General features: G+C 45.4%; 18 protein-coding genes. 7 read left to right on the top strand and 11 right to left on the bottom strand.

The features are described 5' to 3' along the window. Window positions 1-57 precede the first annotated feature (57 nt). The 3 genes from HHL16_RS21500 (at window position 58) to HHL16_RS21490 (ending at window position 3,081) form a co-directional block, all read left to right on the top strand. Window positions 58-618 carry a sigma-70 family RNA polymerase sigma factor gene (locus HHL16_RS21500; protein ID WP_169427396.1) on the top strand — a complete coding sequence of 187 codons (561 nt, stop codon included), beginning with the start codon at window positions 58-60 and terminating at the stop codon, window positions 616-618. 1 nt (window position 619) lies between these two features. Continuing rightward, window positions 620-1,390 (top strand): hypothetical protein, encoded by a 771-nt coding sequence (locus HHL16_RS21495; RefSeq protein ID WP_169427395.1) that lies wholly within the window; start codon window positions 620-622, stop codon window positions 1,388-1,390. 1,313 nt (window positions 1,391-2,703) lie between these two features. Then, window positions 2,704-3,081 (top strand): hypothetical protein, encoded by a 378-nt coding sequence (locus tag HHL16_RS21490; RefSeq protein ID WP_169427394.1) that lies wholly within the window; start codon window positions 2,704-2,706, stop codon window positions 3,079-3,081. Window positions 3,082-3,134: 53 nt separating this feature from the next. On the opposite strand, the gene HHL16_RS21485 is transcribed toward HHL16_RS21490, so the two are convergent. From HHL16_RS21485 to HHL16_RS21465, 5 genes are all read right to left on the bottom strand, one after another. Continuing rightward, window positions 3,135-5,618 carry a zinc-dependent metalloprotease gene (locus tag HHL16_RS21485; RefSeq protein ID WP_206022526.1) on the bottom strand — a complete coding sequence of 828 codons (2,484 nt, stop codon included), beginning with the start codon at window positions 5,616-5,618 and terminating at the stop codon, window positions 3,135-3,137. A gap of 25 nt (window positions 5,619-5,643) precedes the next feature. Then, window positions 5,644-7,026, bottom strand: a complete 1,383-nt coding sequence (locus tag HHL16_RS21480; RefSeq protein ID WP_206022524.1) for a RagB/SusD family nutrient uptake outer membrane protein — start codon at window positions 7,024-7,026, stop codon at window positions 5,644-5,646. Between the two features lie 22 nt (window positions 7,027-7,048). Next, window positions 7,049-10,639: a SusC/RagA family TonB-linked outer membrane protein gene (locus HHL16_RS21475; protein ID WP_169427391.1), complete on the bottom strand. Its 3,591-nt coding sequence runs from the start codon at window positions 10,637-10,639 to the stop codon at window positions 7,049-7,051. Window positions 10,640-10,775: 136 nt separating this feature from the next. Next, the gene (locus HHL16_RS21470; RefSeq protein ID WP_169427390.1) at window positions 10,776-11,936 is read right to left on the bottom strand and encodes a FecR family protein; all 1,161 of its coding nucleotides are present in this window, start codon (window positions 11,934-11,936) and stop codon (window positions 10,776-10,778) included. Window positions 11,937-12,065: 129 nt separating this feature from the next. Next, window positions 12,066-12,692, bottom strand: a complete 627-nt coding sequence (locus HHL16_RS21465; protein WP_169427389.1) for a sigma-70 family RNA polymerase sigma factor — start codon at window positions 12,690-12,692, stop codon at window positions 12,066-12,068. A 113-nt stretch (window positions 12,693-12,805) separates the two neighbouring features. Here HHL16_RS21465 and HHL16_RS21460 point away from each other — a divergent pair, with 113 nt between their 5' ends. Further along, on the top strand, window positions 12,806-13,243 hold the full coding sequence (locus tag HHL16_RS21460; RefSeq protein WP_169427388.1) for a CBS domain-containing protein: 438 nt from the start codon (window positions 12,806-12,808) through the stop codon (window positions 13,241-13,243). A 103-nt stretch (window positions 13,244-13,346) separates the two neighbouring features. Beyond that, the gene (locus HHL16_RS21455; protein ID WP_169427387.1) at window positions 13,347-13,586 is read left to right on the top strand and encodes a hypothetical protein; all 240 of its coding nucleotides are present in this window, start codon (window positions 13,347-13,349) and stop codon (window positions 13,584-13,586) included. A gap of 82 nt (window positions 13,587-13,668) precedes the next feature. On the opposite strand, the gene HHL16_RS21450 is transcribed toward HHL16_RS21455, so the two are convergent. Together HHL16_RS21450 and HHL16_RS21445 are read right to left on the bottom strand one after the other, a co-directional pair. Then, window positions 13,669-14,124, bottom strand: coding sequence for a cupin domain-containing protein (locus HHL16_RS21450; RefSeq protein ID WP_169427386.1), 456 nt, complete (start codon window positions 14,122-14,124; stop codon window positions 13,669-13,671). A 20-nt stretch (window positions 14,125-14,144) separates the two neighbouring features. Continuing rightward, complete coding sequence (locus HHL16_RS21445; RefSeq protein ID WP_169427385.1) at window positions 14,145-16,274, bottom strand: MutS2/Smr-associated SH3 domain-containing protein; 2,130 nt, start codon at window positions 16,272-16,274, stop codon at window positions 14,145-14,147. A 399-nt stretch (window positions 16,275-16,673) separates the two neighbouring features. Here HHL16_RS21445 and msrA point away from each other — a divergent pair, with 399 nt between their 5' ends. After that, on the top strand, window positions 16,674-17,204 hold the full coding sequence (gene msrA, locus HHL16_RS21440; RefSeq protein WP_346766852.1) for a peptide-methionine (S)-S-oxide reductase MsrA: 531 nt from the start codon (window positions 16,674-16,676) through the stop codon (window positions 17,202-17,204). Here the strand turns inward: msrA and HHL16_RS21435 are convergent, their stop codons facing one another. The 4 genes from HHL16_RS21435 to HHL16_RS21420 all read right to left on the bottom strand — a co-directional run bounded on the left by HHL16_RS21435 (window position 17,205) and on the right by HHL16_RS21420 (window position 20,658). Beyond that, a complete protein-coding gene (locus tag HHL16_RS21435; protein ID WP_169427383.1) occupies window positions 17,205-17,639 on the bottom strand; it encodes an FKBP-type peptidyl-prolyl cis-trans isomerase in 435 nt (144 codons plus the stop codon). Between the two features lie 54 nt (window positions 17,640-17,693). Further along, the gene (locus HHL16_RS21430) at window positions 17,694-18,134 is read right to left on the bottom strand and encodes a VOC family protein (RefSeq protein ID WP_169427382.1); all 441 of its coding nucleotides are present in this window, start codon (window positions 18,132-18,134) and stop codon (window positions 17,694-17,696) included. 146 nt (window positions 18,135-18,280) lie between these two features. After that, complete coding sequence (locus HHL16_RS21425) at window positions 18,281-19,024, bottom strand: DUF6597 domain-containing transcriptional factor (protein WP_206022522.1); 744 nt, start codon at window positions 19,022-19,024, stop codon at window positions 18,281-18,283. Next, the gene (locus HHL16_RS21420; RefSeq protein ID WP_169427380.1) at window positions 19,021-20,658 is read right to left on the bottom strand and encodes an ABC transporter substrate-binding protein; all 1,638 of its coding nucleotides are present in this window, start codon (window positions 20,656-20,658) and stop codon (window positions 19,021-19,023) included. Before HHL16_RS21420 ends, HHL16_RS21425 begins: the two co-directional genes overlap by 4 nt. 54 nt (window positions 20,659-20,712) lie before the next feature. On the opposite strand from HHL16_RS21420, the gene HHL16_RS21415 reads away from it, so the two are divergent. Next, window positions 20,713-22,398, top strand: coding sequence for a M1 family metallopeptidase (locus HHL16_RS21415; RefSeq protein ID WP_169427379.1), 1,686 nt, complete (start codon window positions 20,713-20,715; stop codon window positions 22,396-22,398). Window positions 22,399-22,598: the final 200 nt, after the last annotated feature.

Below are 22,598 nucleotides of genomic sequence, written 5' to 3'. Positions count from 1 at the left end.
GAAAGTTTTTTTATTTTTATTGCTGCATCCTCATTAACTCATTCGTTTCCATTGTCAATGACACACCCTGATCAACGCTATGTAACGGCCCTGCTCAGCAATGATACCCTTGTAGTAAAGGAGATCTATCAGAAATATTCAGGTAATATCAAGCGATACATTGTTGCCAACAGCGGCAGTGAAGATGATGCTGCCGATATTATGCAGGAGGCATTAATAGATATCTACCGGCAGGCAAGTGAACAGCAATTGCAGCTTACCTGTCCATTTGAACCCTACCTCTTACTTATCTGCAAACGCAAATGGTTAAATAATTTAAAAAAATCGGGCCGTCAGCCGGTAACAAAAGAACTGGATGATGTATCTGTAGGTGAAGATGTTTTTGCACTTGCCGAACAGATGCAGCAGCAGGATCATCGCATGAAAGTGTTTCTCGAATGCTTTGAACAGCTGGGAAGCAGCTGCAAAGAGATACTGAAACGCTGCCTTGGTGGTGGAGATCAGGAGTCGATTGCAGCATCGCTGCAGATCACTTACGGATACCTTCGCAAGAAGAAAGCCGAGTGCATGGCTTCGCTGACCAAAAACATTCAATCACAACTTTCCAAATGGCAATAACATGAAGAGTAAGTTCACCATAGAAGATGCAGCACGTTACGCCGAAGGGCTGATGTCGGCAGAAGAACAGCAGGAATTCGAAACTGCGCTCACCGAAGACAGTGAGTTGCAGCAGCAGCTGAATCTGTATAAAGAAGTAAACGGTTCACTGGAGCGATCCTTCACAGCAGCAGAAAATGAAGAGCAATTGCGCGCAACGCTGAAAGATATGCGCGGTGAATTCTTCAGCAACGATGCATCTGCGGCTACTGTTTCAAAACCAGCTTCTGCTTACAAGGCAACTGTAGTGAAGATGATGTGGAGGAAGGTAGCCATCACTGCAGCAGCTGCGATATTGATAGCAGTATTCGTATGGCAGCCCTGGAATAAAGATCCGTATAGCCAGTATGCAGTGAACGAAATGGAGAGCCCTGTTGAAAGAGGAAGCCATACAGACAGTGTGCTGGTGCTGGCAAGCAAGGCATTCAATGCAAAGGAATATTCTTCTGCTGCTACTTATCTGTATGAAGTAGTTGAAAAGGATTCGTCCAACAGCTTTGCACAATACTACTACGGCATTGCATTGCTGCAAAGCGGCGCAACAGAAAAAGCAAGACAAACACTGATAACAGTAAGCAAGGGAAGTTCAGCATTTCAGCATGAAGCAAGTTTTTATGTAGCGCTGAGTTACCTGAAAGAAAAGGATACTGAGAATTGTAAAAAATGGTTGCAGCAGATCCCGGCCACATCGGGCAATTATGGGAAGGCGCAGGAACTGTTGCAGGATCTGTGAGAAAGCATTTGAAGAGGGCGGCATTGGAGTCGGAAGATTCCAATGCCGCCTTGCTGTTTTTAAATGAAAGTAAATGCTCCTGCATTCGAAACCTAAGAAGAAAATGAGTGAGCAATTTTACGTTGTCAAATTTTTTATTCATTTTAAATTTTAGGTTATGAACAGGAAGAATTTCTTATCTCTTACTCTCATAAGTATATTGAGTACACTTATGATTGGAGCAACGCCGCCTGACAAAGTTTTGGGACTTACTAAATGGTTCCGGGTCAAAAACTGTGAATGCATTGACTTTTCAAACCCTTTTAACTATGTGTTTGTGGGTTACACTACTCCGACATCTACAACACCCGACATTCACGTGCAATATATCCATGTTGACGCTGCAACAGAGGTATACTCAACGGGCAGCAAAGCCGGATTGCCAAAAGTAGATGTGAGTGGAGCGCTCCGTGATGACATTCTGAATGCAAGTGGCTGTGATGGCTCAAACGTGGGTGAATTGGTCGACAGAGTTCTATTAGGTCCAGACTGTCCTTGATCATTACCTTGCCGGTTACTCCTGCATCTTTTCGCAAAACAATTCCACGTTCTTTTATCGATGCATCAACTTCATTCTACTGTACATCTTCGAAAGAAGATTATCCCGAATTCATAACAGGAATCTCATTTCCTGATCTATTTTTACAGGGCAGTTGTGAATAACATATCGCTTCTCGCTCACACTGCATCTTTCAAGCTCTCTTTCGCAAAAAATTTCCACATTGCCATTGCCTTGATTTTTACCTGTACGGCTATTGCCTGTACGCAACCGGACTGCCGGATTATTACCCAATACAATATTGTGCCAGCACATGGGAAAGCCATGTAGTGCTGAACCATGATCCAACGCTTTTTTGCGAAAGATAGGGTTATGTGCTTTGATGTAGCAAATGCGGGAAGTAACCCGGCAAAACCGGTCTCTGGACTGTTGCCGGCCCAGTTCCGGCAACTTCCTGACCGGACAATTATTAAAAACCTGATGTTATGAAACAGAATCTGATGTGTGTGTTTTCTCTTCATCTCTCCTCCTCTACTGTTGCATTCGACAGCTGTTGTTGCTGTTGTTGATTTACACCATCAGTGATATTTCACTTATTCATTTATTGTTTTCGTTTTTCCTTTTGAACATACTGTTGTACAACACCGGCTTGTGATTGCAAGCGCATCCGGAAAGGTGGCTGTTTGCTTCCTCCTTAAAACAGGCAGACGCAGGGGTATGCCGAAAACCCTCGATAGAGTAGGCACAATTAATAATTACGTTTAAATTTTATTTTATGAAAATTGCAAAATTTGCATTCGCTGCTGTTGTAGTAGCAGGTGGTATCGTAGCTGCATTCGCTTTCAAAACTCCAGCTCCTAAGTTTGCTGCAGGATGGTATACTTACAAATTATCTGCAACTGGCGCCGTTGCAGACGTTACAGATCCAAAGAACTACCAGTACTTTGGTACTACCGAGCCTACTCAGCAAACTCCTGACATTAACCTCCATGCAATCAATGTAGTGGCTTCTGAAGTATACACTTCAGGTTCTAACATTGGTCTGCCTAAGGTTGATATTGCAGGTTCTCTGAAAAATGATATCCTCAATGCAACAGGCCTTGACGGCTCTAATGTTGCCGAACTTCCTGGCAGAGTTGATCTGAAACCTTAATCGGGTTTGAAAGATAAACGAGACCCTCCATTTTATGGAGGGTCTCTTTGTAATTATTCAGGTTTTTCTACTTTCTTTTCAGGAAGGGAAAGCGCTTCATTGATCCTTTCACTGAGATCAGTAAGATGTATGAGGGTTGCACTATCGTAATGCAATTGTTTCGCATCTGCAGTTTGCTTGCTCAAAAGCCTCAGTTGTTGTTTAACAATCGAAGTGAAGTCAGTATAGTACACATCCCGGGGCCGCTGATCAGGTGAAAAGGTTAGCAACAGGTTTAGTCTTTCAACATATCTCTTCTGCAAATTTCTTCTTGCTGCATCAATCGGTTGTCTGCTTTTCAGATCATTAAAAATATAGCCCCGGAGATCATTCATAAATTTTGTAAACGGATAGGCAGTTGTCGGATTCATTTCTTCATGATACGACATGTTTTCAAAATTTGCATAACTGATGATCTTGTCCATCACTTTCTTTTGACACTGTGCAATCCTGTATACATGTCCCATTCCTCCTACCAATGCATATACACCAGGGTTCTTTAACCACTCAGGGGTAATGAACAGTTCTCTGTTGATGAATGCCAATGCTCTTTCCTGCTTTTCCTTTACTACGAAGTCGATTACTTTTCCCTTCTGTGACCGGTTGCGGAAGTTGATATTTCCTCCTGCAATCTGATCTGCAGCATGAAACATATATCGGTCGAACTGATTCATTACAGCAGTTTCCATTCTTTTGGTGATTTCAAATGCATCATCCGTATTCTTGTCTACCGTCCATTCCGGCAGGTTTTTCATTATTATTTTGAGATTTCTGATGCCATAGGTACCAGCTGTGGAAGGATCATCACCCAAGTCTTCTGAGAGGCATCTTGCATCAAATTTGGAAACCTCTGTTCCAAACCAGAGTCGCTGATCGCTGCTCACTGTCTGTCCCAGCCATTTTTTCATAACAGCCGCTTCTTCGCCTTTGACAAGCGGAGGAAGCCAACGATAACCATAATCAATCGCCCATTCGTCATATACGCCGATCTTAGGAATCAGTTCGTCCTGCTCCACCTTATCACCGGGTTGTGCCACATAATTGAAACGTGCGTAGTCCATAATAGAAGGAGTATGGCCATTTTGTTTCAGCCAGTGTGGGTTGCGAAGACTGTCAGTCGGATAATTTACAGACGCACCGAAATTATGCCGAAGGCCCAATGTATGCCCTACCTCATGCGTGCAAACGAATCTGATCAGTTTTCCCATCAGTGTATCGTCCATTGGGAATTGCCTGGCTTTGGGATCTACTGCAGCTGTCTGAGCGAAATACCAATCCTGTAAAAGGCTCATTACATTATGATGCCAGTTGATATGGCTTTCAAGAATTTCACCGGTTCTTGGATCATTGATTTGTGGTCCACTGGCATTTTTTATGTAGGAAGGTTTGTATACAATTGCGTTGTGACGTGCATCTTCAAGGCTCCAGCTGCTGTCATTTAAGGGTGCTTCCAATGCATAGATCGCATTCCTGAATCCGGCTTTTTCAAAAGCTTTCTGCCAGGCGTTTACTCCCTGGATTAGCCAGGGTACCCATTTCTTGGGTGTTGCGGGATCAATGTAGAACACAATGGGCTTTATGGGTTCCACCAGTTCTCCTTTCAGATAACGTTGTACATCTTCGGGAGCTGGTTCCAATCTCCATCGTGTGATCATCGTCGGAAATTTTACATCCTGCGGATCTGCATCTATATCTTCATGTTCTACTTCAAAATACCCGATCCTTTTGTCCCCTGCTCGTGAACGCATGAGTGTACGGGGTAATTGAACAATCGATAAGTTAAATTCATAAGTGGCAGGAAATTCAGCTAACCTGGTGAAAGATTTTACGGTTCTGATCTCTACATTTAAAGGGAAACATTTTACAGACCTGATGTATGAACGATCTGGGAAATAGCTCTTGATGCTCAATTGTCCTCTCGTCCATTCATCAAAAGAGAATGAGTTGTTATCACTCATCATAAAATCAGTGAAATCAACTACCATACTTCCACCAGGTCCATAGGATCTTACCGGAAAAGCGAAGATGATCGGCTGCAGATCTGATCTCTTCACTGCTTTGAACAAACCATTTTCTGAACTGTCTGTTGCACGTATGTACTGAAACATTCTTTGCAGAAAAAGCTTATTCCCAGGGCCTTTGATGAACTGTACTTCATCTTTGTTGATCAGATCTCCGGCGTATCCAAGTCCCTGTGACTGTCCTCCTCCTGCTCCCTGTGAAATCCGGTTCACCAGCAGCAAAGGCACATTCAGCATTGAATCAGCAATTTCGAGATACCAGCGATCATTCAGCAGATGGAATGTCAGCAATCCCTTGAAAGCTTTCGCACTATCTGTGATCAGTGTTTTATAAGCCACAGGGCTGCCTCCCAATGATGCTTTAGAAGTTGAATCAGGTTTGCTCTTATCCTGCGCATGCATTTTGAGTAAAAATAATACACACACTATCAGGCAGGATATCTTCCTGCAAGCGGGATTGTAGCTGTTTTTTTTCATGGCCCGATCGTAATTGTTTGATTGATTATCTTGGATTCTGAGGTATGCCGCTTAATTTGATTACCACGTCGGGTACCAGCATTACCCATCGTTGATCCCCTGCCTTCAGCAGATATTCTTGTCCGTTGTAGTTTCTTTTGAGTTCGAAATTTCTACCTTCAAGGTTAAGCCTGCGAAGGTCGGTCCAGCGAAGTCCTCTGAACAGCAATTCTTTTCTTCGTTCTTCCAGAATCATATCCACTGCTTCTGACGGAGAGCCGGCAGTTCTGTTTTGCCAGGTTCCTGTTACCCACCGGTATGAAAGCAGTGCATTCAGCACATCCATCGATTTCTGTGTGTTGCCTGCCCTTGCGGCTGCTTCAGCTTTTATAAGGTACATTTCATCTGTAGCAATTCCATTGAACAGCAGTCTGAATGAACTTCCTTCATAGGAGCCATTATATTCCCAACTGTTATCTGTGCGTTTGTTCAGATATACCCCTCTTCGAAGATCATCTGCAGCATAGGAACCAGCCAGATTTGTATCTATTCTTGCATAGTCTTTTATTATGGCAACTTGCAATGAGAGGATACTATAGAATACGGTTTCTTTATTGAATCTTTCGATCGGCACAGCAGCAGTGGTATCGAGCGAATTATAATCGATCAGATTTGCATTTCTTTTCAGGCAGCTGTCGGCAAACCTGCCGGCATCCTCATATTTTCGCATAGCCAGACTTGCACGTGCCATTGCCCCGAAAGCTGCAGCCTTAGTGGGTCTGGTCTGATAATCTGAATTTTCCGGAAGCAGTTTTGCTGCTTCTGCAAAGTCTTTCATTATCTGATCGTAGGTCTGAGCAATTGTTGCCCTTTCTGATTTGTCGAGTATGGCATCAGTCAGTCGCAAAACAATTCCGGGCGACTGAAGTACCGATGCATCATAAGGCTGGCAATACAACTGGGCAACATGAAAAAAAGCCCATGCCCTGAAGAAAAGTGCAGCTCCTTTCAAATGATCATAACGCTCATGCTCATTTGCATTGATTGTTATTTTTGGCATTTGGTTCAGTATCACATTAGAATAATATACAGGGGAAGAGTAAGACCCTATCCAGCCATTAGCGTATTGAGCGGTGGGATCCCAGAGGTAATTACTCCTTTCATTCTGCGGCAGTCTTCCTATGATCTGATCCGTGAGGTAGTAGTCGTCTGCTACCAGTTCAATCAGTCCGGATGTTCCTCCACTTGTCATCACATCAAACCTGTCCAGCAGTTTCTGAATATCATCAAGGCTGGTGATCAGCACCAAAGATTTGTCGGGTTTCTCTTCGAGATATTTTTTGCAGGAGAGTAAGCAAACAGGCAGCATCAGTACTACCAACAGTTTGCGCACCATGCGTGGTATCGATATTGAACAAAAAGGCTTCATAAAAAGTACATTAAATCGTTAATCAGAATTGAATGATGGTTCCGAAAGTAACAGCACGCAATACAGGATAGCTCTGTGTCGGGTTATCAGGATCCAGCCTGCCGCCATCTTTCTTCCAGAGAAACCAGTTCAGGTTGTTTACATAGCAGTAAACCTGCACGCTTTGCACCGGAATGGAAAGTTGTTTTATCCTGCTCCACTGATAGCTGAGCCTTATATCCTGCAACCGGATATTGTCTGCCCTTTTTACATTCACTTCTGAATAAGTATAGAATTGATCCCTTCGATCATCCGCAGGGTAAATCATGGATGGTACGGTGGTAAGTGCTTCATCACCCAATTTCTGCCATCTGTCTGCATAATCAGCATTCCCCTGCCATTGGTAAAAAAGATTGGAATAGTTGATGGTAGGTCTGCGGTAATAGTAATTCAGCCGGTATATGATATTCGCTGAAAGAGAGAAACCACGGAAATGAAAGGTATTGGTGAGAAATCCGTTAATCAGTGGAATGGAAGATCCGTTGAAGATCTGGTTCTCTACCGAATCCTGAGCAAGTTTCTGATAATCGTTGCTGATGGTTTTATTCAGATAGCCTCTCGGATCACCGGTCTCCGGATCAAGCCCTGCCCAGCGGTAGCTGGAAAGTCCCCATGCCATTCTTCCTTCCACCGGATTTACATCCGGATTGAAGAACAGACTGATTATTGAGTTTCCAAGTGGTTGATAATATTTTTGAACAATGGTTTTGTTGTAACTAAATCCTGCTCTTGTTTCCCAGACAAACGGCACCCGGATATTGACAGAATTAAGGGTGAACTCAAAACCATTTCCCTTCAATTGCGCACTATTTACCACATAACTGCTTACACCCGAAGTAGGGTCGAGCGGTGTATTCGAGATGAGATAATCTGATCTTTTTGTAAACAGTTCAAAACCTCCGGACAATCTTCCTTTGAGTAATCCAAAATCAACTCCAACGTTGATTGTTTTGACCGATTCCCACCGAAGATCAGGATTGGGGGGGGCTCCCAAAACAGCAGATGGCAGGCCTGTTGGAGAAATGGTGCTGATAAATTTTATGGTTGGGAATCCAGACCGCCCTACACTTACATTTCCCATATATCCCATGGCAAGGCGAAGTTTCAACGTCTGCAACCATGTTACGTTATAGAAAGGTTCTCTGGCGATATCCCAGTTGACACCTGCCGACCATAAAGGCTTCCATTTGTTATTGGTTCTTACACCGAATACATTGGCGCCATCCCTTCTTGCACTTACATAGGCAGAATATCTACCCATCAATGTATAAGAAGCGTTTCCCAACAATGAGACAAAACGGTTCAATGTCGAAACCCCTTCGTCATTTCCGTAAGGGATATAGAGAGATCCCGCCAATCCCTCCCATGTATCGAATGGTTTACTGAAATCGAGATTGGAAGAATAAGTGCCCCATTCATCGCGATAGCCGTACATTCTCCGCTGCCCCGAGCTGTTGCGTGTTTCACTGATCTCACCTGCAACCATTACTGCCAGCTCATGAATATTCCAGGTTTTCCGGATATTCACCTGGGCTCTGGCGTTGTGCGTAGTTCCGCGTACATTGGCTGCATCAAGAATACCACCCATCGGAATATTTCTTACGATCTTATTATTATCAGGTGCGGAGAAGAGATTGATCATATTTCTTGCGTACCAGGTATCAGGACTAAAATACTGCCTGCTTTCGATCTGCTGGGTTGTATACTGATATCTTACCTCAGCCTTCAACCAATCTCTGTACCGCCATGCTGCGCCAAGGTCTAACCGTACAAAGAGATTGTCACTCTTCCTATCGTACATGCTTATTTCGTCCAGCATGCGATATTGCCAGGGAAGCAATTTACCTCCGCCGGCAGTGTCGGTATACAGTGTGCGATATTCTTTAGGAGTAGCAAGAACAGATCCGTCTGTACCTCTTAATTGCGCATATGGGTAATAGTTTGCTTTACCTGCACCCGGCAGGAGAAATGAAGCAAAATCAACCGACCTGTTATTGGTTTGCGAGAGTTGAACTCCGGCATTGAGATCGAAAGTCGGACTGATGCGGAAGGTATTTTGTGATTGCAGGCTGAAACGCTGGTCGGGCCTGGATCCCTGAATACCAGGGGTGGATTTGTCGTAGCCTGCACTCAGCAGATAGCTAATCTTTTCGGAGCCTCCGTTGAGGCTTACATGATATTGCTGATTTACGCCGGTGCGATATACATAATCGTTCAGATCATTACGAAGGTCTTTCTTACGTAGTGAGTTTATTTGTTGTTCAGCTTCTTCAGCAGTGATGGTTCCGGCCTTTTTCCTCTCCAGAATTTCAACCACCGGTGAAATTACCGGCCGGGTTGAATTATCGATTTCCCCATCATAAAAACTCTGATCATAAAGGAAACGTTCTGCATCTATAAAATCGCTGCTGGTCATCTGTGGAATATGAAAGAGGTCGGGCTTGGAAGTAACGGTTAAGTTGGCAGTAGCTGTAATTTTTAGCGGTTGATTGAAACTTCCTCTCTTAGTAGTGATCACAATAACACCATTGCCGGCTCTTGCTCCCCAGATGGATGCAGCAGCTGCATCCTTCAATACAGTAATATCTTTGATATCATTTGGATTGATATTTTCGAGTGTTCCATTGTAAGGAAAATTGTCGAGAATAATCAGCGGAGCATAAGCAGGCGCTTCATTGGCTCCAGCCATTCCTACAGTGCTGATACCTCTGATCTGGATGGGTACATTTGCACTGTTTCTGTTGAACAGCACACCAGTTACTGTTCCATCCAATCTGTCGAGGATATTCAATCCTGCCCTGCGATGAAACGCTGCGCTGTCAAGCTGTGAAAATGATCCCACCATCCTTTCCTTCGATACCTGTTGATAACCCGTACTGATCACCACCGCAACCGGTATCAGCTCATTCACCCTCGGCTGAAGCGAAATGATCAACGGACCATTCTTCATCGCTTCCACTTCTCTCGAAGCATAACCAATGCTCGTAATTACCAGCATATCCCCTGCCTGTACATCGCGCAATGTAAACCTTCCTGTTTCATCTGTGAAAGTAGTGTTCTTACTTCCTTTTACCGAAACGGTGGCGCCTACAACAGCTTCGCCTTTGCCATTGATAACAGATCCCTGCACAATGCGTGGATTGCTATCGGTTGTTTCCATTGATTTTGCAGGAGGTTCTTTTTTTCTGATCACCACGTACTGATCAACCAGAGAATACGTGAGTGGCTGATCTTTGAGAATAAGTTCAAGTGCGCGTTCGAGTGATTCGTTTTTTACATCGATGGTGATCTTGCCTGCTTTCTGCAGCAGGTCTCTGGTGTAGATGAAATTGAGGCCGGTTTGCTTTTTGATTTCGGCAAAAACCGATTCGAGAGAGGCATTCTTTACTTTAAGCGTAATTGGTTGTTCCTGTGTATGAGCATTTGCCTGTTGGGCAATAAAAAGCAGCAGTGTAAAGCAGATGGCTATACAACAGAACCTTTTGAACGATGAACGGGCAACCATACATGCTGCGGCTTTGCAGTAATAGCCGGCATGCAACCGATCATCGCCAACGTGAAAAAAGCATTTCATCGTAGCGTTGTGTTTTGGGTTGTGCAATTGTTGTTATCAATCTTCGAAAAGGATACACCAGTACCGCGGCCGCAGTACTGCAAGGATTGGTTTATGGTTGCATTAATGGAATGAACAGATCAGTATGTAAATCAGCTCAGCGGCTGACTTTTACAGTATTACCGTTGATGCTGAATTTCACCTCACCGGTGAGCTCAAGCAATTGCAGCAATTTCGACAGCGGCTCATTACGCCTTATCACACCCACAAATTGTTTGCTGATAGTTGCTTCATAGATAACGGAGACATTGTACCATCTTTCCACCATTCTCATGATCTCCGGGAGTTGTGCATCATTGAAAATGAAATAGCCATTTTTCCAGGCCACTGTTTCTTCGAGGTTGGCATCTCTGATGCTGATCGGTGCTGCATCGTTTGTGTTGCTGATTACAGATTGCGATCCTGGTTGCAGCATCACTTTGTTATCGCCTTTGCTCACGACCACTTTTCCCTGAACCAATGTGGTACTGGTGTACGGGTCGTTGCTGTAATCAGCTATATTGAATTGCGTTCCCAGCACTGTTGTGGTGCTGTGATTGCTTTGTACGATGAATTGTTTTTGCGCGTCTTTCGCCACATCGAAATACAGCTCGCCATCTACGGTCACTTTTCTTTCGTTGCCGGTGAATGCAGACGGGAAGCGGATGGAAGAAGCTGCGTTCAGCCACACTTTGGTGCCATCGGGCAGCACTACGCGGTAAGTGCCGCCTTTTGGCGTGGTGACGGTATTCATGGACACGGCGGCATCAATGTTTTGATCATGGCTATAATTCAGTTGACCGTTTTCATTGGTATATTTTCCGTTGGCCGATTTCAATGTGTCAAGCAATACCGGCTGTTCATTTCCGGTAGTTAGCGTAGCTTTCTCTGAACCCGGCTGAACATCCTGTGCATAAGGTTGCTGAGATCGCTGCACAGGATCAGACGGAATTGATTGCCTGTGCAGGATCCACCAGGCGCCTGCACCCAGTATCAGCAGCAGGATGGCTGCAGCAGCCATCCACTTATGAAAAAACACTGTTGGCCTTCGTTCAGTTTCTCTGTATTGCGGGTTCCTTTGCAGGAATTTTTCATGTCCATCTTTCCAGTTGATCTCACTCATATTATAAAGGAGACCGTGAATTCCGGGCTCTTCAAACCGCTGCATCCATTTTTTGCGGTTTGGGTCTGCAGCAATCCAATCCTCCAGTTCCTGCTTTTCGGCAGTACTGAGTTCATCTCGCAGGTAACGGGTGATAAGCCAGGTAATTCTTGTCATGATTTATACTTGTACGGATATGCGCCAACTGTGGTGTATGCCTGCAGACAGCGCATTCCGGCGCTGATCCTGTAAGTGTAACAAGGAGAAGGGCGAAACGCCCAAAGCATTTTCATATTTTTTTTGCTGCTATGCAAGCAGGGAGGCAGGCTGTTCGGCCAGCATCCTTTGGTTGATGAGGATCTGCAACAGAAATACGGCCGGAAGCAGTCCTTTTTTCAGTAGCCGTGTCTGCAGCAAACGGATAGCACGTGCTTTCTGATTGCGTACGGTCTTGATGCTGATGCCCATTCTTCCGGCAATCTCGCGGGTATCGAGCTGTCCGAAATACACATGGCGGAATACCTGCCTGCATTGTGTGGGCAGGGATTCAATTTCTGCGAGAATGCTGCTCAGCACTTCCGATTCAATCTGCTGCAGGTCTGCATTATCGTTATTCATTGGATTGTACAGATACTGCAGTTCCTGCTGTGAACGGGCATCTACTTTGAGTGATCTGAGGTAATTGAAGCAGGCGTTCCGGGTGGCTACATACAGAAAAGAACGGAGATTGGGGAGACTGTCAAAATCCATTTTTTTGATCATGGCCTTTTCGAAACATTCCACCACAATGTCTTCCGCTTCGGCTTTATCGTGGGTGATGGAAACGGCAAAATATACCAGCGGACGGTAGAGCATTTCGAAAAGCCTTGCTACAGCGAGGGGGCTACCCTGCTGAAACTCAGCCATATTGAAACTATTATCATCAGCAATCATAGCGATGGGTATGAAATTGGAAATTCCCGGAATGAGACCATAAATCTAGTAAAAAAGTGGATGTTTTTTTGTAAATTACGTATAACGATTCTTCACTAAAACCAACATGCTGTATGAACAAAAAAGTAACCGACATCCTGTTAAGAAAGGGAAGCAACATCACTACAGTAACCCCTGGTACTTCAGTACTTGAAGCATTGCAGATCATGGCCGACCGCAATATCGGTTCTGTAATGGTTATGGAAGATGGAAAGTATGCCGGTATCATGACCGAACGCGATTACAGCCGTAAGATCATCCTGAAAGGAAAATCCTCTACCGATACAAAAGTGGAGGAAATAATGACGTCGGATTACCCCAGGGTAACTACAGCCGACTCCATCGATTACTGCATGCAGCTGATGTCCGATAAAAATATCCGATATCTGCCTGTATTTGATTTAGATCATGTGATCGGGATCATTTCCATCAACGATGTGGTGAAAGAAACCATTCTTTCTCATGAAGAAACCATTACGCAGTTAAAAGATTATCTGCACAGTTCAAGATAAATTACTCATGGCTGCAGTACCCGTGCAGCGGAAGCCCTCTTGCAAGGAGGGCTTTTTTAATCCCCCGACAATTTTCAATTAACCATAAACCAAATCTTATCAGATGGAAAAGTATCTGAACAAAAGCGGCAATTCTCCTATTTCGAAGTATCAGATTGAAGACGAAAGGATCACTGTGTGGTATAATGATGATACGAGTTACAGCTATAGTTATCCGCGCGCGGGAAAACCGATAGTGGATAAGCTGAAAGAGCTGGCAGTTGAAGGGGAAGGACTGGCTACTTTTATTTCGCAGCAGGCGAAGTTTTTGTACGATCACAAAGTAGACAAGCCGGGATTGTAGGGCTTGTGGATTCCATCATAAGACTGCAAGAGGACGCTTTGTTATGAAGCGTCCTCTTGTTTTATTTTCACTTACCCGGCTCTCACACCGGATAATACTGATCGTACGAATTATAAAACCCTTCCTTCTCCTTTTCATTCAACACCAATTCTCCGTTCACGATCTGCGCCAACTTAACAAAGAAATCGTCTCTTTCAGGGCTGTCGGTAAACCCTATCAGCAGCTTGCTGCCAGGTAATTTTGCCCTGAAACCATGTATTACAGTGGGAGGTACTACCAGAGAATCACCGGGCTTCAACACCATTTCTTCGTCTGCAAGATTGAAGTAGAACTCCCCTTCCAGAACAGTAAATGTTTCGGTGATGATCTTATGATAATGCAGGTTCTTATTCTTCCCCGGCGTTCTGAAAGTTGCTTCGTAAATGCTGAGCTTACCATTGGTCGTATACGAAGAAATATGAAAAACGTATTCGCTGTTTTGCGTGCGTACGATCTGCTTCTCACCGCTCAGCACTACTGTGGCTTTGGGTTGATCCATATTGTAAAAATTGTGATCCGCTATTTCGCCTTTTGCTTCTCATCTTCCGGCTTCTCCGCCACCACTACGAGATCTCCCAGATCAACAGTGATCGGCATCAGCCCCAATTGCACCACTGCCTTCCTTCCCCTGATCTCTTTCACCTCTCCTACCTGATGGTTCTTTTTCATCAGCACCTTATTGCCTACAACGACCTCTCCACCCACTGTATCGTACTTCGACCCGATCTTCTTCTTCACTTTTTCGTTCGCATGCTGCTGGTTTTGCTTGAACAGCAGTATCTGCAATTGTTTGATCAGTTCTTTACGATCTTCGGTTACTTCAGTTTTGCGCCAGTCGAGCACAATCTGTTTGAGCTTGCGCTCCATGTCTTTGAGGTAAGCGATCCTGTCTTCAGTGATCTTGTTCTGATGTTTCAGCAACTCTACCTGCTGATGGTGTTTCTCTTTATTGATGAGCGCTTCCATCTCTTTGCGCATCCGTTCGTTCTCTTTGAGCGCTTTGTTCAGTTCCGTTTCTTTCTTCTCTATTTCGCGGAGATCCTGTTCGGTGCGGTTGAGCAGTTTATCGAGGCGGAAATGATCTTCATCTACCAGCTTGCGTGCGCGCGCAATCAGCGAAGGATCGAGACCGATGCGTTCCGCGATGGAGAAGGTATAGGAGCTTCCGGGTTTTCCGATGATGAGTTTGTACAGCGGCAGCAGATTGGTTTCGTCGAATGCCATGGCGCCGTTGATGATACCGGGCGTTTTGTTGGCCATCACTTTCAGGTTGAGATAGTGCGTGGTAACGATGCCGATAGCATGTTTCTTCACCAGCTCTTCCATGATCACTTCCGCGAAAGATCCGCCGAGATTGGGGTCAGATCCGCTTCCCAGCTCATCGATGAAGAACAGCGTTCTGCCGTTCGCATTCTCGATCATATGTTTCATATGCTTGAGATGCGAACTGTAGGTGCTGAGTTCGAATTCGAGGCTCTGCGTGTCGCCGATATGGATCATCATTTGTTTGAAGATGCCGATCTCGGAATCAGGATGCACCGGTATCAGCAAACCCGCCTGCAGCATTATCTGCAGCAGCCCTACCGTTTTCATGGTAACGGTTTTACCGCCGGCATTGGGACCTGAGATAACCAGTATCCTTTCTTTCTCGTTCAGTGAGATCTGCGTTGGGATGGTAGGTTTCTGTGAACGGAGATTGTACAGATACAGCAGCGGATGATAGGCGTTGATCAGTTTGATTACGCTTTTATCGGAGAGCAGCGGAAAGTTGCCATTGATATCAACGGCCAGTTTTGCTTTGCCGCGGATGAAATCGAACTCGCCGAGTATATCGTGGTACGTGCGCAGCAGCGCTGCATATACCGATACGCTGGCAGTGAGATCGCGGAGGATGCGGTATACTTCGCGGCTCTCTTCGTTCTCCAGTGCAAATATTTCGTTGTTGAGCTCGATGGTTTCTTCGGGTTCGATGAAAGCTGTTTTGCGTGTATCGCTCTCGCCGTGAAGGATGCCGCGTACCTGGCGTTTCTGCTCGGCAAAAACGGCCACCACTCTTCTTCCGTTGAGGAAGGCTTCTTCGATATCGGCCACATAGCCCTGTTTACCGAGGCCTTTCACAATGCGGTCGAACATGCGGCGCAGGTCGTTGCGTCGTTTGTAGAGGCTGAGGCGGATGCGGGCCAGCTCTTCGGAGGCATTGTCTTTCACTACGCCCTGCTCGTCGAGCACTTCATCGATCATGGCCAGGATGGCTTTTTCGTAGTAAGTGTCGGCAATCACTTTGGTGAGGGCAGGATAGGCAATCCGCTTTTCGTTGTCGAACCAGCGGAAGATCTGCGACATACTGTCTGCCAGCTTGCGGATCTGGATAAATTGCTCACCACTGAGCACAGCGCCGGGAATGGCGAGCAGCCTCAGATCGCGGGCCAGGTTCAGTACATAATCGTTGGGAAAGTACTGCCCATTCTGCTGCAGCAATTTATATTCGTTACTCTGACTGAGCTCCAGTTCTATAAACTCTCTACGTGTATGAATACGGAGATCCTGTGCTTTTTCCTTGGCATACACACTCTTGCAATGTTCTACCAGCAAAGCCTTCACTTTATCAAATTCCAGCTGCACAAGGGCCGATTCGGGGAAAAACTTCATAATGCTAAAATAATCTTTTTACCGCCTGCAAAGGTAAAACAAGTTTTGTGGCGGTGCACCGCAATCTGAACCATTCATTTGCTGAAATTGTTTTTACTGCGTATTATTGATGTTTGGCACAACGTTGATAGCTACCCTCCTATGAAATGATGCAACTATTCTAACTGTTAACCTAATGGTAATTGGCTATGGAAGCCCTTTTCCAGTAGTTAACTTTGCACTTAATTATTGATTTCAGGCATGAACGTTCTATCAAACCGAAGTGGTATGAAACTGTTGATTACGCAGGCGCTCGTTTCTGTTACCTTGATGTCCTGCGCATTAAAAGAAAATCCGCAAAAGAATATGAGTAATGAGCCGATGTCTAACTCACTGACTAATAGTGCCGTATCCCGTAAAATAGATACAGCTACTTTTGGAACGGGTTGTTTCTGGTGTACCGAAGCCATTTTCCAGCAACTGGATGGTGTGCTGAAAGTAACCTCAGGATACAGCGGAGGCGAAATTTCCAATCCTACGTATAAAGATGTAAGCACCGGCACTACCGGTCATGCAGAAGTAGTGCAGATTCTGTACGATCCTGAAAAGATCAGTTTCGACGATCTGCTCGAGGTGTTCTGGCAAACCCACGATCCTACCACCCTGAACCGTCAGGGCAATGATGTTGGTACACAATACCGCAGCGCTATTTTCTATCACAATCAGGAACAGAAAGAAAAGTCGGAGAAGTATAAGAATGAACTGAATAAAAGCGGTGCATTCGACAATCCGATCGTGACCGAAATATCGCCATACACCGCTTTTTATATTGCCGAAGACTATCACCAGGATTACTACAACAATAATGGCTCACAGCCTTATTGCTACTACGTGATCCGTCCCAAGCTCGAAAAATTCCAGAAAGTTTTCAAGAACAAGATCAGGCACTAGTTATTTGATGCCCAGCAGTTCTACCTCAAAAATGAGGGTACTGTTCGGTCCGATCTGTGCACTTACCTGTCTGTCGCCATACCCCAGATGTGGAGGGATGAAGAAACGCCATTTGCTGCCGAGTGGCATCAGGGCTACTCCTTCCGTCCAGCCTTTGATCACAGCGCTCAGCGGAAAAGAGGCCGGTTGTCCGCGTTTTACGGAGCTGTCGAATACCGTTCCGTCGATCAGTGTACCATGATAATGGCAGGTAACCGTATTGGCCGCAGTTGGCTTAGCTCCGGTACCTTCGGTGATCACTTCATATTGCAATCCGCTGGGGAGCTCGGTGATGCCGGGTTTGGTTTTGTTGGCAGCCAGGAACTCTTGTCCGGCTTTGAGATTCGCTTCAGATTTCTCTTTCTTCAGCTGGAATAATTTATCAGCAATACCCATAGAAACTTATTTAGGGAGCAAAAATACACGAAAAAATATTGCTGCCTGCCGGTATTAGAGATGTTCGATGGGCTTGTGACCTGTTGCATTGCCTTTCTCATCAAGCGGAATAAGACTGTTGAAAGCCACTTCGAGAATATTCCCTTCCACATCTTCAAAATAGAAGAAGAGTCCGCCAAAATACGGTACAGTAGGTTCTTTGATGATCTTCACACCTTTGCCCTTCAGTTCTTCAAACAGGGCCCGCACTTCGGCTTCGGCGGGCAGGTTATAGCTGATCACTACAGAACGCGAGCCATTGCTTTCGGGCGATACGCCAATGAAATCCGATAAGAACTTCCGGTTGCAGATACTGAGCAAAAAACCATTCATCTTATAAAAACTGAGGTCTTTGTTTTGTGTAACAGGCTTCCAGCCGAGCGTTCCTTCATAGAATTTTTTCATGGCCACCACATCATTGGCTGCGATGGTAAGCACACTGATCCTTTGTTCCATTGTCGGATGATTTTGTTGTTTTTTTTGCTGTGCAAATGCAGCACCCGCTGCAATTGTACAAACGAATGTGATTAAGAGGTGAACTGTTTTCATGCCTCAAAATTATTCCGCTCCCCTGCTACGCTGTTTGGAAAAAAACGACAAATTCAAATGGCAGACGGTACCCGGCCCGAAAACTTTTTTATCTCATTGGAAAGATGGGCATGATCATAAAAACCGAAGTCGAGCGCAATTTCCAGCAAAGTGGTATCCGCTTTTTTTGATTTAATAGCAGCCATCGCTGCTCGATTCCGGATGATGCTGATGAACTGCTTGGGATGGATGCCTGTCTGTTGCAGAAACTTTCTTTCGAGCTGACGCAACGAAATGCAGCAATGTGCCGCGAGTTGTTTTACACTGATCAGTCCCCTTGCAGCAATGCACACATCGATCACCTGCCGGAATTCATTTCGGGAGGACGACATTCTTCTGCCGAGGAAGTTGTTCAGAAATTGGGATGATGGTTTCGATCGCGGATCGCCATCAAAATCAAATGGTGATTGTATCCCGATGGTCTGATCCGTGATTTCACAGATAGTTCCAAAAGAAAAGAATTGCTGAATGCTGGCGGGCCTGAATCTGATTCCCAGCAAATCCGTACCGGGCGGCATTTCTGTGCCGGTGAAACGCGTCATGGTTCCAACGAGATAAGTGCGGCCCTGCTGTAAAGTTTGCGAACCGGAACTGGTTTTGCAGGTTGCGCCGAAATTGAAAATGATATCCATGCATCCGTCTGGCAGAATGATCTGCTGCTGCACATCCTCCTGCGTATGCGTGAGTGTCCAGTACGCATCGATATGCGCACTCAACAACGGATCCGGTGCATACTCCCTGTACAACATCACTTTCATTTTTTAGGATCTTCCTGCAGATAGGTTCGCCTAAGCTCCAGCAGGTTCAATCCATTCGGAATGAAATCCTTTACTTTCAGTTGTTCGAGATGTATCACTTCGTCGTACCAGAGCGGCACTACAGGCGCATCGCGCATTACGAGCTGATCCATCTGCTGATACATGAGATAGCGAAGCGAATCGTTTTCCGTTTCCAGCGCATACTCATAGAGTTTATCGAACTCAGGATTGTGGTATTGCGTGTAGTTTGGCGGCGCAGGATTCCTGCCGTAGAATACACTGAGGTAGTTTTCTGCTTCGGGATAATCGGCAATCCAGCTGCCACGGAAAAACAGCGCTTCAGATTTGGCTGTCTGTTCCAGCAGCAACGCTTTCTGCACTACTTCCACCTGCACTTTTATGCCCACTTCTTCGAGCTGCCTTGCTATGAAACTGCCGAGATCTGCATAGATGGGAACGGTGAGCAATTTGATTACGGGCAATCCTTTGCCATCGGGGAAACCTGCATCGGACAAGAGTTTGCGCGCACGTTCGGGATCGTAGGAATATCCTTTTACGTTGGTTGCACTGAAGCTGGGAAAACCTGCGGGAATGAATCCGCTCTCGGCTGGCGTTCCGATGGAATTGCGGAGATACATCATCATCTTTCTTCTGTCGAACCCGTAATTGATAGCCTGCCGAATGGCGCGATGCCGCAGCGGACTATGCTTCACGATATCTTTTGTACTGTCTACCAGTATGCCTAAATATTCTGTGTTGAGGTAAGGATGTTTCGATAAACGCACTCTCCCCTCCCACTCTTTTCGAAGCACGCCTTTTTTGGTGAGTACTTCGTCCTTGAAACTGGGATCGATATCGTTGATGAAATCGAGTTTGCCCTGACGAAAAAGCATGAACTCTGTGGCGCGGCTATCGAAAAAAGAGATCTTGATACCATCCAGTCTGGGCAAGGGTTTGCCGCTGCTGTCCTTTTCAAAATATTGTGGATTGCGCCGAAGGATCATCGCTTGTCCTTCTTCCCATGCTTTCATCATAAACGGACCTGTACCGCATGGATGGTTGCGGAAATCGTGACCGTACTTCTCTACTACTTCGCGCGGAACAACAGAGCAGTATTTCATGCTGAGCAATCCGAGTACGGGTGTGAACGGGCGTTTAAGAATGAGTCTGAAAGTAGAATCGTTGATGGCGCTGAATCCTTCATCGGCATCGATGCGATCGTTGAAGATCCAGGCACCGCTGCTGGCGGTTGCGGGTTCGATGATTCGACGGAAACTGTATTCCACATCATGGGCCGTCATCTTTCTTCCTTTTCCATTGGGGAAGGCCGGGTTATCGTGAAAATATACATCGTTGCGGAGATGGAAAGTGTAGACCTTTCTATCGTCGGACACATCCCAGCGATATGCGAGGGATGGCACAATGCGCAACTGATCGTCGGTTTCAACGAGTGTATTGTAGAGCTGATGGATAGCCCAGATTACGCTTTGATTCTTCGCAAATGCGGGATCGAGTGATGCTATGCCGGTGGCTTCATTGTAGTGAAAGATCTGTTCTTTATTGCCTCCGCCACCAGAACAGGCAGAGAGCAATAGCAGCAGGGAACAGGGAAAGATGATGAGCTGTTTACGCATACAGCGACTAATTTAACGAAACGCCCTATATTAGAGCCTTAAAACTTTCAGGTGATGTTAACCCTTCCTCTTATCCGCAGTACAGCAGTTGTGGCGAGCCTTATCGGAATCACAGCGCTGACGGGCGTTTCCAGCAGTTGCCACGCGCAACCATTGCATGGCAGCAGAACATTTACACATCAGGATACGCTTCGCGGGAGCATTACACCCGAACGCGCCTGGTGGGATGTACAGCAATATATTATCTCTGTTGAACCGGATTTTAACACAAAGACCATCAAAGGCTCCAATACTATTTTTTTTAAGCCCACCGGCAAAGGAAAAGTTATGCAGATCGATCTGCAGGAACCGATGGTGATCGACAAAGCCTTTTTCCACGGCATTCCTCTTCCGTTGAAAAGAGATGGCAATGTGTATTATCTCACGTTTGAAGACGACCTGCCCAAAAAAGAGCAGAGTATCAGAATTGAATTCAGTGGCAAGCCACGCGAAGCAGTGAACCCACCATGGGATGGAGGATGGATCTGGAAGAAAGACAAGAACGGTAATCCATGGATGTCTGTTGCCTGTCAGGGACTAGGTGCCAGCGTTTGGTTCCCCTGCAAAGATCATCAGAGCGATGAACCGGATAATGGTGCAATGCTGGAGATCATTACCCCCGCTGATCTCGTAGGCGTGGGCAACGGAAGACTGCTGGCTGAACACAAAATGGGTACCAATAAAAAAGTGTTCAAGTGGGCGGTAAGAAATCCCATCAACAGCTACAATATCATTCCTTATATCGGCAAATATGTGCATTTCGGTGAAGTGTATTTCGGAGAACAGGGTCCGCTCGATTGCGACTACTATGTGCTCGATTACAATCTCGACAAAGCAAAAGAACAATTCAAACAGGTAGCGCCGATGCTGAAGTGTTTCGAGTATTGGTTTGGTCCCTACCCTTTCTATAAAGACAGCTACAAACTGGTGGAAAGTCCACACCTGGGTATGGAACACCAGAGTGCAGTGGCTTATGGTAACGGTTATCAGAACGGCTACAAAGGCAATGACCTTTCCGGATCGGGATGGGGACTGAAATGGGATTTCATCATTGTTCACGAAAGCGGTCATGAGTGGTTTGCCAACAGCATCACCTCAAAAGATATCGCGGATATGTGGATACATGAAAGCTTAACCAATTATTCAGAGACCATCTACACAGGTTGCCAGTATGGAACTGAAGCCGGACAGGCATATGTGATTGGCACGAGAAATAATATCAGGAATGATATTCCTGTTATCGGGCCATATGGTGTGAACCAGGAAGGCAGTGGCGATATGTATTACAAGGGTGGGAATATGATCCACAATATCCGCACCGTGATCAACGATGATACGCTGTTCAGAAAAATATTGCGCGGACTGAATAAAGAATTCTATCATCAGACTGTGACTACAAAGCAGATCGAAGAATATATCAGCAAAACAGCCGGCAAAGATTTCTCTAAGGTATTTGACCAGTATCTGCGTACCATCAAAATTCCTGTGCTGGAATATAAAACCACAGAAGGCAAAATCAGCTTCCGCTGGAACAATGTGGTGGATGGTTTCAATATGCCGGTAAAGGCAGATCTGGGAGGAAAAACACAATGGATCAACCCAACTACCGAATGGCAGAGTGTTTCAGTAGACGGCTATTCAGGTAAGGTGTTCAAAGCAGATAAGAATTTCTACATCACTACTAAAGAAGTGAAGGAATAAATTACGGTTACCCGTATCACTCAGGTATAACCGAAAACAGGGCCGCTCATTATGAGCGGCCCTGTTTTTTATTGCAATGTTGTTAGCCGCAAAAATTTAAAAATAAACGTTGACCAGCATTCGAAGTATCAGAACTTTCGTACCTTAATATCTCTTATCAGCCCATCTGTTTATAGGCACTTGCTACACAACAATTGCTT

The organism is Pseudoflavitalea sp. G-6-1-2, from assembly GCF_012927185.1.
In the GTDB taxonomy this organism is placed as follows: Bacteria; Bacteroidota; Bacteroidia; order Chitinophagales; family Chitinophagaceae; genus Pseudobacter.
This window is presented reverse-complemented; position numbering and strand designations above follow the sequence as displayed.

Excerpts from the sequence above, each read along its gene's own strand:
- HHL16_RS21500 (WP_169427396.1), top strand. The coding sequence starts at position 58 with ATGACACACCCTGATCAACGCTATGTAACGGCCCTGCTCAGCAATGAT.
- HHL16_RS21495 (WP_169427395.1), top strand. The coding sequence starts at position 620 with ATGAAGAGTAAGTTCACCATAGAAGATGCAGCACGTTACGCCGAAGGG.
- HHL16_RS21490 (WP_169427394.1), top strand. The coding sequence starts at position 2,704 with ATGAAAATTGCAAAATTTGCATTCGCTGCTGTTGTAGTAGCAGGTGGT.
- HHL16_RS21485 (WP_206022526.1), bottom strand. The coding sequence starts at position 5,618 with ATGAAAAAAAACAGCTACAATCCCGCTTGCAGGAAGATATCCTGCCTG.
- HHL16_RS21480 (WP_206022524.1), bottom strand. The coding sequence starts at position 7,026 with ATGAAGCCTTTTTGTTCAATATCGATACCACGCATGGTGCGCAAACTG.
- HHL16_RS21475 (WP_169427391.1), bottom strand. The coding sequence starts at position 10,639 with ATGAAATGCTTTTTTCACGTTGGCGATGATCGGTTGCATGCCGGCTAT.
- HHL16_RS21470 (WP_169427390.1), bottom strand. The coding sequence starts at position 11,936 with ATGACAAGAATTACCTGGCTTATCACCCGTTACCTGCGAGATGAACTC.
- HHL16_RS21465 (WP_169427389.1), bottom strand. The coding sequence starts at position 12,692 with ATGATTGCTGATGATAATAGTTTCAATATGGCTGAGTTTCAGCAGGGT.
- HHL16_RS21460 (WP_169427388.1), top strand. The coding sequence starts at position 12,806 with ATGAACAAAAAAGTAACCGACATCCTGTTAAGAAAGGGAAGCAACATC.
- HHL16_RS21455 (WP_169427387.1), top strand. The coding sequence starts at position 13,347 with ATGGAAAAGTATCTGAACAAAAGCGGCAATTCTCCTATTTCGAAGTAT.
- HHL16_RS21450 (WP_169427386.1), bottom strand. The coding sequence starts at position 14,124 with ATGGATCAACCCAAAGCCACAGTAGTGCTGAGCGGTGAGAAGCAGATC.
- HHL16_RS21445 (WP_169427385.1), bottom strand. The coding sequence starts at position 16,274 with ATGAAGTTTTTCCCCGAATCGGCCCTTGTGCAGCTGGAATTTGATAAA.
- HHL16_RS21435 (WP_169427383.1), bottom strand. The coding sequence starts at position 17,639 with ATGGGTATTGCTGATAAATTATTCCAGCTGAAGAAAGAGAAATCTGAA.
- HHL16_RS21430 (WP_169427382.1), bottom strand. The coding sequence starts at position 18,134 with ATGGAACAAAGGATCAGTGTGCTTACCATCGCAGCCAATGATGTGGTG.
- HHL16_RS21425 (WP_206022522.1), bottom strand. The coding sequence starts at position 19,024 with ATGAAAGTGATGTTGTACAGGGAGTATGCACCGGATCCGTTGTTGAGT.
- HHL16_RS21420 (WP_169427380.1), bottom strand. The coding sequence starts at position 20,658 with ATGCGTAAACAGCTCATCATCTTTCCCTGTTCCCTGCTGCTATTGCTC.
- HHL16_RS21415 (WP_169427379.1), top strand. The coding sequence starts at position 20,713 with ATGTTAACCCTTCCTCTTATCCGCAGTACAGCAGTTGTGGCGAGCCTT.